The organism is Larkinella terrae (assembly GCF_009668025.1).
In the GTDB taxonomy this organism is placed as follows: domain Bacteria; phylum Bacteroidota; class Bacteroidia; order Cytophagales; family Spirosomataceae; genus Larkinella; species Larkinella terrae.
Genome location: NZ_WJXZ01000002.1, coordinates 117,321 through 129,859 on the forward strand (window position 1 = coordinate 117,321; position 12,539 = coordinate 129,859).

Consider the following 12,539-nt stretch of genomic DNA (forward strand, 5'->3'; position numbering starts at 1 on the left):
AAATTTATTGAAAAATAAGCCAATATTTATCCTAAGGACAAATCATTTTCCGGCTTCTTGACATAGTTCTATTTAATAATCAGATAGTTAAAAGTAATTAACGGGTCGCAGACCACTCAGTAACTTTAGCGGTTACATACTGATCGAATTGCCGACGGAAGTTCGCGTGGCTGAACTGCTGTGCGTGCTGATGGATCACCGCCGGGTCAAACCGGTCGGCGGTTTTTTCAAATCGCTGCACGCACTCGGCGAGTGAACCCACGTCCTGCCGGTCGAAAAACAGACCCGTTGTCTGGTCGATCACCGATTCCAGAACGCCCCCTTTTCCGAAAGCCAGCACCGGCGTTCCGCAGGCCTGGGCCTCCACGGGCGTAATCCCGAAATCTTCTTCGGCGGCAAATATAAACGCTTTTGCTTTCTGCATATACGAAACCAGCGCGTCATCGGATTGATAACCCACCAATTCGATGTTCGGAGTGGCAAGCCGCTTGATTTTTTCGTAATCCGGGCCATCGCCCACCACCACCAGCCGTTTGTCGGGCATGGTGGCAAAAGCCTCCACGATCAGGTTGATTTTTTTATACGGAACCATCCGCGAAGCCGTCAGGTAATAATCCTCCTTTTGCGAACCCAGCGTAAACAATTCCGTGTCGACGGGCGGGTAAATGACGTCGGCTGCGCGGCCGTACACTTTTCGGATGCGCCGGGCGATGTAGCGGGAGTTGGCCACAAAATAATCGACCCGCTGCGCCGACTGGTAATCCCAAAGCCGGATGTAGTGCAGAATCAGTTTGGCGATCAACCCGCTCAACCCGGTTTTCAGACCACTTTCGTTCAGGTACTGGTGATACAGATCCCAGGCGTAGCGCATCGGCGAGTGGCAATAACAGATGTGAAGCTGATTGGGGCCGGTCAGCACGCCCTTCGCCACGGCATGGCTACTCGACAAAATGACATCGTAGGCGCTGAGATCGAATTGCTCGACGGCCAGCGGCATCAGTGGGAGGTAGGTACGGTATTTTTTTTTAGCCCAGGGTAATTTCTGGATGAAACTCGTCACGGCGGTTTTATGCTGGATCAACGGCCGTTGCGATTCGGGCAAGAAATCCACCAACGTGAAGAGGTCACTTTGCGGATAGAGTGCCAGGATTTGCTCGACCACGCTTTCCGAACCGGCAAAGGTGACCAGCCACTCGTGAACAACGGCAACTTTTTTCGTAAGCATTTCTGAGAATAAAGAGGTTAGACAAGAGACGTGAGACAAATTCGGGAAACGGGCAAAAGTCTTTTCTCTCTTGTCTAACGTCTCTTGTCTAATTCCGTAATAATTCCGGCGAGTTTTTTGGCCGTTTGCTGCCAGCTGAACTTTTCGACGCGTCCACGGCCTTTTTCAACCAGGGTTTTGCGGAGGTTTTCGTCGCCATAGAGTTTCTTCAGGCCGTCGCGGATGCTGCCGATGTTGTACGGATCGACGTAAACACTCGCGTCGCCACAGACTTCGGGCAGGCTCGTAGTGTCGGAAACCAGCGTCGGGCAACCGCACGACATGGCCTCGAGTGGCGGAATGCCAAAGCCTTCAAAAAACGACGGATACGCGAAAAACAGCGCGTGCTGGTACAGATTGACCAGTTGCTCATCACTGATGTAGCCGGTAAAAATAATCGACGGATCGTTCTGGATCATTTCTTTCAAACCCGTGTCGGCGAATACCTTGTGGGCGGCCCCGACAATTACCAGCTTGGTATCCGAAAATTTAGCCTCCTGAAACGCCTGAATCAGCCCCTTGAAATTCTTGCGCGGATCGAGCGACGAAACCGCCAGGATGTATTTGCCGTACGGGTTTTCGCCTTTCGTGCCGGGCGGATACCGGAAAATATCCGAAATGCTGGGGTAAATAATGTCCAGCGACGACCGGGGAATGTTGTAGCAGCGATGCAGATCATTCAGTGAATACTCGCTGATCGTCAAAACTTTATGGGCGGATTTTACGATTCGGGGAACCGTAAAATTGTAAAGCATTGAAAACTTTTTCGTAAACCATTCCGGGTGGAGATGAAAGGACAAATCCAGCACGGTAACAATCTTATTCCGGTAAACGATGGGGGCTGTATTACACAGATTCAGCAATAACGGACTTCCCTGGCTGCGCAAATACGCGGGCATTTCGAGTTGTTCCCAGATGTAGCCTTTGCTGCGGCCGTAAACCGTAGCTCCCAAATCCTGCGCAATGTCCTGTTGTAAAATATTATGCGGGGTTAAAAACGTAATATCCGGCAACAAATCTTTCAATCGCATCCCGAGTTCAATGCCAACCCGCTGCGTTCCGGTAATGGGCTGGGTGAGAAACCGGGCATTGACAACAACTGATTTATGGTTCATACAGGCTGTAAGTGAGTATTCGTAAAATTAGGAATTGCTTTCTACACTACTGATACTAACTACGGAGTTCCGTTGTTTCGTATCAAAATTCCGCTTGAGCATGTAGATACACAGGGCAATCACCAGCGGCAGGGCGTTGGACGGCGACGTAATGCGGTGCTCGGTGAAACTCATGACGGACAGGTTGAAAAAGGAAACCAGTAAAAATTTCTGGACGATACTGTCGCGACCTTTTTTCAAAAACCGGTACAGGGCGTGCCAGAAAAGCAGAAAAATGCCCAGCCCAATCAGGCCCTGTTCGCCCAGAATGTGCAGGTACGAATGGTGGGCGTGAGCATCATTAAAAACTTTTTTGGGCTGATCGTTGAGGCTGATCACGTACGGAAAACCCTTGTATTTCAACGGAATGTCGTTGACGGAGCCAAAACCGGTGCCGATCAGGGGCGAATGCAGAAAACAGTCGACGGCGCGCGGCCAGGTTTCGACGGCGCGAATGGCAATGTTGGCCGATTTGGTGCTGACTTCGCCAAAGAGCGGTGAAATGTACGTGCTGGCTCCGGCTTCGCTCAAATCGGCATCGCGGACGTAGCGGTCGTAAAGCGGGTAGGTATACGACAAAACCGCACACTGAACGGCAACAATCGCGAAAAGGGCAAGCCGGATCAGGTAAGCGCGGTTGGTGCGGTCAAAAAAGTAAAAAGCAAAACCGGCCACCAGCCCCAGCAGCGAACCGCGCGAGGTGGTGGAGATCAGAAAAACAAAATTGACCAGCATTAGCAGTAGCCATTTCCGTTTGCGTTCCTGCAAAAACAGCACGATGTTGAGCGACAGTACAATGCTGATAAAACCGCCCGCGCCGTTGGTGCTTTTGAAAAAACCGTGGAAGTAGGTTTCCGGATTGCCCCAGTCGGTGATGGCTGCCCCTTTAGTCAGCACCAGATTCAGCCCGAATGCAATGCCGTTGATGACCGTGGCAAAAATCAAAAACCGCTTGAACAGGGAATCGACTGCGACGTTGTAAGAAAAAAACGAAATCAGCAGCAGTGGCAGGTACGAAATGATAAAGTTGCCGTCGTAGCGGTAAAAACCAAAACGGAGCAGCGACTGCGGGTAGTAAATCAGAATTCCCGCCAGCGAATACAGAAAATAAAGGTAGAGGTAGTAAATAAACCGCGGAACAACGATAACGGAATGCCGAAAAAACAGATACGGCAAAACCGCCAGCGCCAGAATCGACGGCAGCGGGCTGATGAAGATCAGGTTGGTGACGGTTCCGAACAAACCGATCAGTAACGCGATATAGAACAGCGTTTTTAGCTTCATCGCTGGCGGCCCGTCAGCCGTTTGGTATATACTTTCAGTTTGTCTTTGTAAAGCCAGGTCAGGTATTGTCGGCGGGTCAAAATCCCTTTTTCGTGCCAGAGGTGCAGGTTTTCCCAGACGGCTTCCGGCCGGTGGGAGGCACCGCCCTGCCGAAAGTTACTCAGAATGGCGTTTAAAGGGACAAACGGCACCTGATTCTTTGCAAAACGGAGCATCAGTTCATAATCGCTCACGTAGCGGTATTGTTCATTAAACAGGCCGTACGTTTGGTAAAACGAAGCCGGAACGAAGCAGGTCGGGTGTTCGATGTTGCCTTTGGCAAGCTGGCTGGCGTGCGTCTGAATCAGAAAGGCTTCCTGCTCGTCGAGAAACGTCCGCTGAATGCCGTGGAAAACCGCCGGTCCCGATTGCTGATACGCCCGTACCACCTGCTCAACGGCGTCGGTTTCGTACCAGTCGTCGCTGTTGATGATCCCGATCAACTCGCCGGATGCTTGCCGGATGCCTTTGTTCATCGCGTTGTAAATACCGGTATCGGGTTCGGAGATAAACCGGATCAGATCGGGAAACTGCCGGGCATACCGCTCGATGATTGCGACGGTCCGGTCGGTCGATTTGCCATCGATCAGAATGTATTCGATTGGCGCATAGGTCTGGTTTACAACCGATTGAATAGTTTGCTCAAGGTGTTTCTGGCTATTAAAACAAACGGTTATAATGGAAACCAATGGCGGCATAAGCGAATCCTGCGGTGACGAGGTAAACAAAAACCAACCGGCAAAGATAAACAATTGGCGGGTGTCGGTACCTGCCGTTCGGGAATTGACGAACCGCTCGGGCCAAAAACTTACTGTAAGTCCTGGTAAAGCGCGAGGGTTTCCTGAACGGTTTTTTCCCAGGAAAACTGCCGGAGCCGTTCGCGCCCTTTCTGAATCAGGTCCTGGCGCAGCTCCGAACTGTTCAGGATCTGGCCGACTGCTTCGCGGATTGAATCCGGGTTTTCAGGGTCGAAATACGAAGCCGCCGAACCCGCTACTTCGGGCAGCGAACTCCGGTTACTCAGAACGCACGGACAATTGCAGGCAAAGGCTTCCAGCACGGGAATACCGAACCCTTCGTAAAGCGACGGGAACACAAAAGCCGTCGCCTGGCCGTACAATTGACGCAATGTATTGTCGTTAATCGGTTTTTGTTCAACGAGTTGCGTTAGTTGAAGCTGCTGAAGAAGGGCGGTTTCCCCGGTTGAAAAAGCACCCCCGCCCGCGCAGATCACCCGAATCTGATGCCCACGCAGCAAGGGCGCCACCGCCTGAATAAACGGTCGGAAATGTTTATACATACCCCGATTGCCCACAAACAGCAAATAAGGAGCCGTTGCGGGCGGGTTGTCCAAACGCTCCTCGACGGCGACCGACGAACCCAGGTAAATAACCCGAACCCGCTCCGGCGGAATATTGTAATAGTCAACCAAATCCCGTTTGGTATTCTCGGAAATGGCAATAACCGCCGTTGCTCGTTCAATGATCTGCTTCTTCCAGGTCATGACGAGATGATCAGCCGCCAGTTCGGGAAAAACCGTATGGTATTTTTCGTGAATCATGTCCAGAAAGGTAACCACCACGGGCCGTTTCTGAATGTGGTCGAGAAAGTACGGTTCGTAATAAGTAGCGTGAAAAACATCGTACGACCGGGTTTGCATCTCCAGGAGACTGAAGATCTTATTGAATCGATAGATGCGCGGCTGGGTTCTGGAAAACGGCTGGCCGGGGAAAAAAGGCCATGCCCGGAGGGATTTTTCTTTTAAATAGGCGTTGTTGGAAAACAGCAGCGACAAATGAGCCTGGTGTTCGTCGGGAGACTGATTGATACCGGCAATTAATTCGCAGAAGTATCGGGAAATGCCGCCGTAGTTTTGTTGAGAGAAGGTTTGATGATCAAAAAAAATCTTCATGCAGTTCGGTTTTCCTTCAGGGAAGCAAATGCTTTTTGAAGGTCGATTTCATGGTTTTTAGCCCGGTTTTGTTGGTAATATTCTCCATTCTTTCCTTAATACCGGTTACTTTCCGAAAAAACTTATTCAGCGAATATTCCGTTGCCTGGCGGTTTTCGATGAAAAACCGGGGATGAACAATTTCCGTCAGCGGTTGAAGCGGACGGTTTGCCGTTAACTCCGTGTCTTTTTTGGTGTGGGTGGCGTTCTCGTCAAAACCGATGTTGGAGATCAGATTCTGGTTGGGGCAGATGCAGAGCCCGTAATTGATCCAGATGGCGTAGCACCACTGGTAATCCCAGGTGTCGATCTGGCCGGAAAAAACGCCGTCGAACGCTTCGTTCCAGTATTGCTGAACTTTCGGGTCCGTAAACAACGATTTGATCAGGTTCAATTGCCGGAATTCCGGGTATGTCGTCATGTTCACATCGTATTTCTGCCAGGCCCGGCTCCAGCCCGCCCAACCCCAGACGTGGCAAATCTTGGAGTAAAAATACGAACCGTCGCCGTGCCACTGACCATGCTGAAAATTGACGCCCGTGATGTGCATAACACCCGGATTGTGCTGGTGGTACAGCAGATTTTCGCGGCAAAACGAAAAGAAAGTCGGATCGGGAAGGCAATCGTCTTCCAGAATAATGCCCATTTCGACTTGCCCGAAAAACCAGTCAATTGCCGTGCTGACGCCCCGCTTGCAACCCAGGTTCCGGGGCTGGATGAGCCGATGGACTTCGCAGGGCCAGTCGATCTCCTCCAGAAGGGCGATACACTGGGCAACTTGTTCCGAATCGGCCGGTCGGTCGGGGCGCGGGCCGTCAATCGCTACGTAGAGCTGTTGCGGCTGCGCCAAACGAATCTGGTCAAGAACCTGGCGGGCATGACGGGGCCGGTTAAATAAAATGAATAGAACCGGAATATCGAGCGGTATAGACACTGGAACAGAGATGGCCTGATATGTAACGCTTAACTGCTAATTTCGCAATTAAGTTACGGAATAAAGACGTCGCTTTCAAATAAGGTCTTTAAGAGGCTGTTTTCTCACGGAATCGTATACTTTTTGGAAGTCATCATTCAACATCGATTTGGCCGGATAGCGGTGCAGGTAGTTGTAGAACGCCACTTTCCGGGGGTGTGTGAACCAGCGGAGCCAGGTCGGGCTGATCGGTTTGGCCGTCATCAGGTGCAGGTCATGCCCGTCGCTGTAGAGTTGCAGGCCAAACCGTTTGGCGAGCCGGTGTAAGGATTCCAGGCTATAGAGGGCAACATGCTGACCGGTTTCGGGAATAAAATACCACCAGGTTTCGGGAGTTACGTTCGGATTGGGCAGCACTTTGGTGGTAAACAGAATACTTTTACCGGCTTGTAACATTTGCTCAACGGTGCCAACCGGATTGGCGAGGTGCTCGAAGACTTCAAAAGCCGTGATTAACTCGTAGTTTTTAACTTCCGGCTGATCGGTCACATCGAAATGTTTGGCAAACAGATTCTCACAATATTGATCCAGACGAATAAAGGGAAATCCGCGGTCGCGCATCATCCGGACAAATAAACCGTATCCCCCGCCGTAATCCAGAAAAGGGCCTTCCGGCCGAAACCACTTCCGGATGACGGCCTCTACCGTCGGTGCCCAGTGCAGATTCCGCGAAACCAACCCAATGTCGAGCGACGTAATGGCCGACTCGTACGCTTCCGGCAGCCAGTAGGGCGTTTCGGTCTGGATAAAACCGCATTCGTGGCACCGGTAATACGTGACATCATATTTGAACAATACTTTCACCTGGAAAGACTCGCTCGAAGGGGTATTGCAAATATGGCAGGTCATAAGTTATCCTTTTGGTCCTGGTTAGTCCGGTTTTTGGTTTATCGTTTCAACATTGTACGCTTTTCGGTTTTATAAGAAACTGTCTGAAATTCAGATCTTCCCTTACTTCGGTCTGCCCCCAACCCCCTAAAGGGGGCTTTGAGACGCCGATTAAAGCCCCCTTTAGGGGGTTGGGGGCAAAGCGGGAAAGGGAAATTATAAAATTTAGGCAGTCGCTAAACCATAGGCTATTAACCCGGAAATCTACTTTCAGTCAAAAATAGAGTAAATTTTTCAGACCAAGCTTCCGTTTCAGGCTTTCCGCTTTGACAGTCACCCAACCCGGTTTTTTAAAATAGTGGTTGGCGGAGTATTCCGTCGCCAGAATGTTTTCGATGATAAACGTCGGATGATTGATTTCGATCAGCGGTTCCAGCGGCAGATTCGCCAGCAATTCGCTGTCTTCACGGGTGTGGGTGGCGTCACCGCCAAAACCGATATTGGAAATCAGATTCTGGTTGGGGCAGATGCAAAGGCCGTTGTTGATCCAGATGGTATACACCCACGGATAAGCCCAGCTATTGACCTGGCCCGTAGCCACGCTGTCGAACGCTTCGATCCAGTATTGCTGCACCTGGGGGTCGGAGAAAAGATCCGCGATCCGGTTCTGCTCGCGAAAAATCGGATACGAAGCCATACCCACGTCGTATTTTTCCCAGGCCCGGCGCCAGCTGGCCCAGCCCCAGACGTGGCAAATTTTGGAGTAAAAATACGAGCCGTCGCCGTGCCAGTTGCCATTCTGAAAATTAACTCCGGCGATGTGCATGACCGTGGCGTCGTTACGGTGATGGCGGAGATTTTCGCGGCAGAATGTAAAGAAACTCAGGTCCGGCAAACAGTCATCTTCCAGAATAATACCCATTTCGACCTGCTGAAAAAACCAGCTGATGGCCGTACTAACGGCCTTCTTACAACCCAGATTCTGCTCCTGAATCAAGCGGTGAACCGAACAGGGCCAGTCAATTTCGTCCAGCAACGCCAGGCATTCCGCAACCTGTTCCTGATCGGACGGACGGTGGGGGCGGGGGCCGTCGATGGATATAAACAATTCACGGGGCTGCACCCGACGGATTTGGTCAAGAACCTGGCGGGCGTGGTGGGGGCGGTTAAATAAAATAAACAGAATAGGGACGTCAAACTGCATCAGCGCATCAATTTTATTGAGTTAATGATATTTGGAATCCGTATACTTCTTAGAAATATCCATTCCAAACGGCATAGCCGATAAAAACGTAGCCTTTGTCGGTCAGTTATGGGTATATAACGTCGCCGTTATACGATTTCATCTGAAAAAATTTTATTTCGACCCCAATCCGCGTATAAGATGATCGAATGGGCCATTGCCAAAAGCGCACGAATCAGGCCTTTTGGTCAATGAAAAGAAAATCTGGTGTTACTGATAGGAGACAGCTATTATTCTGAAATGGTTGTCAATAAGCTGGACGAAGCGTAGTCGCTTTTCGTTGCAGCCGAAGCGGCATTATCAATTTTACTCGTCCTTTTTCAAAAGGCTGCGAATGAAATTTACTTTAAAGGCATCGACGAACGCGGCCGATTGGACAAAGAAAACGGGGCGGGCTTCTTTTACGAAATAATTCATCAGGTAGGACGACATGATGTAGGCCAGCAACGTGGCCACCGAAGCGCCAATGGCCCCATAATCAGGTACTAACACCAGATTCAGAAGAATGTTTAAAAAAGCGCCGGCGATGGTTTTAATCAGCAGGATGCGCTGCTTGTTATGGAGAATAAACCAGTAACTGCTCCCCACGCCGGTAAACACAAAAACCGCCGACCAGATGTGAATGATCAGGATGCGGTCGGCCCCGCTGTACTGTTGCCCGTAGAGAAGCTGCGTCAGAAAAGGGGCGGAGAACGAAATAAAAACCGCAATCAGAATGCTGATGAAACTCAGCAACGCCAGCAGTTTCCGGAATGCCCGTTGAAAGGCGTCTTCGTCCTGGTTTTTCAGCTTGACGATGGACGGGTAAAAAGACGAGGTGATGGCGGTGGCGATAAAATACCAGACTTCCGAAAGCCGCAAAGCCGCTGTGTATTTTCCCAGTTCCAGATCGGTGGCGAGTTCCTTGAGCAGAAACTGGTCGGAGCGCATGTAGAGAAAAATGAAAAAATCGGCGATCATGATCGGCCAGGCCATTTGCAAAAGCCGCAAGGCAAGCGCCCGGTCAAACCGCCATTGGAGTACGTGCTGCCCTTCTTCCCGGTTGTAAATCACGATCAGAATCAGCGCCGAAAGCGCGGCTTCGACGAAAACAATCGAAGAAAACGCCAGCAAACTGAACTGATTGGCCAGGAAATAAACCCGCAGCACCGTCGACAGAACGAACGCAATGGACTTGGCCGTGACCGAAAGGCGGGATTTGACGCGCGACTGGAAATGCAGGTCGATCACGTCCACACTCTGACACACCAGCACCGAACTGGTAAACAGAATCATTGCCTGCAAAACCGGTTGGTCGCTGTAGAGAATACGAACGCAAACCGTAATGATAAACAACGAAACCGTTCCGGCGATCAACCTGAGAATGAAGCCTGTACCGAGCAACTGGTTTTCGGAATACTCGCCTTTGCGCACGATTTCCGTGATCAGAATATTAGCCAGCCCCAGCCCCGCCAGCGACGTCAGCACAGTTGGAAACACATTCGCGAAATTCAGCAGACCGAATTGAGCAGGCCCCAAATACCGCGCCGACCAGACGCCAACCAGCAAAGCCGTGGCCATGCGGAAGATGCGGTCGAAGAAAACCCAGCCCGCATTGGCAAACGCTTTCCGGGCGGTTGTACTCAGTTTTTGGGGACTTATTCCAATCATGGGAAGTGCGTAATCAGGTCGCTTTCGGGTAAAAGCTGCCGTTGAGCTGGGCATCGACCATCAGCCGGGCCACGTCCTCCATTTTGTGCTGCGCCTTCCAGCCGAATTGCCAGTACGCTTTGGCCGGGTTGGCGTTTCCTTCGGCCAGGTCAGTAGGTCTGAAAAAAGAAGGGTCGATCTGGACGTGCTCTTCCCAATTTAAATTGACCCGTTCGAAGACAATCCGGATGAAATCTTTCAGTTTTCGGGTGTGCCCCGTTGCGATGACGTAATCGTCGGGCTGCGGTTGCTGGAGCATGAGCCACATGGCCTCCACGTAATCGGGCGCCCAGCCCCAGTCGCGGGCAATGTCGATGTTCCCCAACGTCAGTTTTTCGGTACTGCCCTGCGCAATGCGGCAGGCAGCTGCCACGATCTTTCGGGTTACAAACCGCTCGGGCCGGAGGGGCGATTCGTGGTTGAACAGAATGCCGGTGCTGGCAAAAAGCTGGTAGGCTTCGCGGTAATTGGCAACCTGCCAGAAAGCCGCTGCTTTGGCGACGCCGTAGGGGCTGCGCGGCCGAAACGGCGTCGATTCGTCGGCGGCCAGTTGGCCGGTATCCCCAAACGACTCGCTTGATCCGGCGTTGTATAACTTGATGGGCAATTCACTAAACCGGATGGCTTCCAGCAGGTTCAAGGTTCCGACACTGATGCTTTCGAGCGTTTCGACGGGTTGCTCGAACGACAAACCGACCGAACTTTGCCCGGCGAGGTTGTACACCTCGTCCGGCCGAATTTTCAACAACGTCTGTAAAACACTGCGAAAGTCGTTGATATTCACCGACACCAGCGACACCTGTGATCGGATATCCAGGCGGGTCAGGTTATTGAAGGACGACATCTGCGCATCGCGCGAACCGCCAAAGACTTCATAGCCTTTCGTCAGCAGCAAGTCGGCCAGATACGCACCATCCTGCCCCGAAACTCCACAAATCAATGCTTTCTTCATGTTTTTATTGGGTTACGGTATTCAGTTTACGCCTGACGCCGGATTCTTCCCCAAACGGTTCGCATCAGCGTCCAGCCCAGACCCGCAACCACCCCGGCCGCCAGGGCAGCAAAAATAATCAGGGTGCGCCGGGGGCCATTGGCTCGGAGCGGTACTCTCGGCGGTTCCAGCATTTTGAAAACCGGCGTTTCTTCCTGCACCCGGATTTTGGCCTGTTCCAGTTGCCGGGATAAGTCGTTGTAAACGTTTTGGGCCAGTAAAAATTCGGCCTGAAGCCGTTGCTCGCTAATCCGGGCCAAACCGCTGTATAAACTCCGGTTGCGGTCGCGGTAACTTTCCAACTCGTATTCAGCCGCCTGGTACCGGCGCCGGGCTTGTTCGACCTGCTGAATCAGAAACCGCTCCTGATTCCGGACTTTCTGCGTACGGTAACTGGTAATGTAATTTGTCAGGTATTCGAGCGACAGGCGGGCAACGGTGGCAGCCACCACCGGGTCGGCCATGATGGCTTCAATGGTTACAATACCGGTTCGTCGTTCGTAGGTAGTGGTAATCCGACTGGTCAGCATAGTGGCCAAGCCTTCCTGTTCAGGCGAAATCTGCAAGGCTTTGCTGTAATTCTTGGGGTCCAGCAGATTGACAGGCGCCGATTTCGGTTCAGTGGTTGTAGGGTCGGTATTGCCAATAAGCCGTTGAAAAGCCGTTTCCCGACTCTGCCGTTTCAGGTAGGTTTGTAACGGGAGTACGGTTTTGTAGTTTTTGGAGTAAACCGGCTGGTTCAATAGTTGGAGGGCAAACGGAATGCTTTGCAAAACATCGGGGTACAGATCGGGCCGAATGACATCACTGGCGGTGTTGTCGACGTTAAGCCCGGCCAGACCCGCCAGTGACCCCAGGTTACTCATGCCCGGCGAACTGCCCGCCGAGGCTTCGGGCATCACGGTAACTTCCGACTTATAATCGTCCGGTTTGGAAAAGGCGTAATAAATACCGGCCAGGACTCCCAGGACGGCAAAAACCAGCACGGCCCGCAGGCTGCGTTGCATAAATTTCAGGATGTCACCCGGCCGGATCTGGATCAGATCATCGTCGTCCATTTCGGAACTGGCGGGCGGTTTTTGCGTTGGTATTGACATGAAGCGACGTACTAAACGTTGCGCTA

General features: G+C 51.6%; 11 protein-coding genes. All 11 read right to left on the minus strand.

What is annotated here, in order from left to right; genetic code table 11:
* Positions 1 to 97: 97 nt before the first annotated feature.
* Positions 98 to 1,225, minus strand: coding sequence for a glycosyltransferase family 4 protein (locus tag GJJ30_RS04650; RefSeq protein WP_154173674.1), 1,128 nt, complete (start codon positions 1,223 to 1,225; stop codon positions 98 to 100).
* A 74-nt stretch (positions 1,226 to 1,299) separates the two neighbouring features.
* On the minus strand, positions 1,300 to 2,379 hold the full coding sequence (locus GJJ30_RS04655; protein ID WP_154173676.1) for a glycosyltransferase family 4 protein: 1,080 nt from the start codon (positions 2,377 to 2,379) through the stop codon (positions 1,300 to 1,302).
* A gap of 27 nt (positions 2,380 to 2,406) precedes the next feature.
* Positions 2,407 to 3,702: an O-antigen ligase family protein gene (locus tag GJJ30_RS04660; RefSeq protein ID WP_154173678.1), complete on the minus strand. Its 1,296-nt coding sequence runs from the start codon at positions 3,700 to 3,702 to the stop codon at positions 2,407 to 2,409.
* Positions 3,699 to 4,493, minus strand: coding sequence for a glycosyltransferase family 2 protein (locus GJJ30_RS04665; protein WP_498071828.1), 795 nt, complete (start codon positions 4,491 to 4,493; stop codon positions 3,699 to 3,701). Before GJJ30_RS04665 ends, GJJ30_RS04660 begins: the two co-directional genes overlap by 4 nt.
* Before the next feature lie 56 nt (positions 4,494 to 4,549).
* Complete coding sequence (locus GJJ30_RS04670; RefSeq protein WP_154173682.1) at positions 4,550 to 5,653, minus strand: glycosyltransferase family 4 protein; 1,104 nt, start codon at positions 5,651 to 5,653, stop codon at positions 4,550 to 4,552.
* 16 nt (positions 5,654 to 5,669) lie between these two features.
* Positions 5,670 to 6,626 carry a hypothetical protein gene (locus GJJ30_RS04675; RefSeq protein WP_154173684.1) on the minus strand — a complete coding sequence of 319 codons (957 nt, stop codon included), beginning with the start codon at positions 6,624 to 6,626 and terminating at the stop codon, positions 5,670 to 5,672.
* A 75-nt stretch (positions 6,627 to 6,701) separates the two neighbouring features.
* The gene (locus GJJ30_RS04680; RefSeq protein ID WP_154173686.1) at positions 6,702 to 7,514 is read right to left on the minus strand and encodes a class I SAM-dependent methyltransferase; all 813 of its coding nucleotides are present in this window, start codon (positions 7,512 to 7,514) and stop codon (positions 6,702 to 6,704) included.
* 253 nt (positions 7,515 to 7,767) lie between these two features.
* Positions 7,768 to 8,697, minus strand: coding sequence for a P-loop NTPase family protein (locus GJJ30_RS04685; protein ID WP_154173688.1), 930 nt, complete (start codon positions 8,695 to 8,697; stop codon positions 7,768 to 7,770).
* A 345-nt stretch (positions 8,698 to 9,042) separates the two neighbouring features.
* Positions 9,043 to 10,386, minus strand: a complete 1,344-nt coding sequence (locus GJJ30_RS04690) for a flippase (protein ID WP_170299124.1) — start codon at positions 10,384 to 10,386, stop codon at positions 9,043 to 9,045.
* A 13-nt stretch (positions 10,387 to 10,399) separates the two neighbouring features.
* On the minus strand, positions 10,400 to 11,377 hold the full coding sequence (locus tag GJJ30_RS04695) for a GDP-mannose 4,6-dehydratase (protein WP_154173692.1): 978 nt from the start codon (positions 11,375 to 11,377) through the stop codon (positions 10,400 to 10,402).
* Positions 11,378 to 11,403: 26 nt separating this feature from the next.
* Positions 11,404 to 12,513, minus strand: coding sequence for a lipopolysaccharide biosynthesis protein (locus tag GJJ30_RS04700; RefSeq protein ID WP_154173694.1), 1,110 nt, complete (start codon positions 12,511 to 12,513; stop codon positions 11,404 to 11,406).
* Positions 12,514 to 12,539 lie beyond the last annotated feature (26 nt).

What these genes read in the sequence shown, in the direction of transcription:
- GJJ30_RS04650 (WP_154173674.1), bottom strand. Translation starts at nt 1,225, where the DNA reads ATGCTTACGAAAAAAGTTGCCGTTGTTCACGAGTGGCTGGTCACCTTT.
- GJJ30_RS04655 (WP_154173676.1), bottom strand. Translation starts at nt 2,379, where the DNA reads ATGAACCATAAATCAGTTGTTGTCAATGCCCGGTTTCTCACCCAGCCC.
- GJJ30_RS04660 (WP_154173678.1), bottom strand. Translation starts at nt 3,702, where the DNA reads ATGAAGCTAAAAACGCTGTTCTATATCGCGTTACTGATCGGTTTGTTC.
- GJJ30_RS04670 (WP_154173682.1), bottom strand. Translation starts at nt 5,653, where the DNA reads ATGAAGATTTTTTTTGATCATCAAACCTTCTCTCAACAAAACTACGGC.
- GJJ30_RS04680 (WP_154173686.1), bottom strand. Translation starts at nt 7,514, where the DNA reads ATGACCTGCCATATTTGCAATACCCCTTCGAGCGAGTCTTTCCAGGTG.
- GJJ30_RS04685 (WP_154173688.1), bottom strand. Translation starts at nt 8,697, where the DNA reads ATGCAGTTTGACGTCCCTATTCTGTTTATTTTATTTAACCGCCCCCAC.
- GJJ30_RS04690 (WP_170299124.1), bottom strand. Translation starts at nt 10,386, where the DNA reads ATGATTGGAATAAGTCCCCAAAAACTGAGTACAACCGCCCGGAAAGCG.
- GJJ30_RS04695 (WP_154173692.1), bottom strand. Translation starts at nt 11,377, where the DNA reads ATGAAGAAAGCATTGATTTGTGGAGTTTCGGGGCAGGATGGTGCGTAT.
- GJJ30_RS04700 (WP_154173694.1), bottom strand. Translation starts at nt 12,513, where the DNA reads ATGTCAATACCAACGCAAAAACCGCCCGCCAGTTCCGAAATGGACGAC.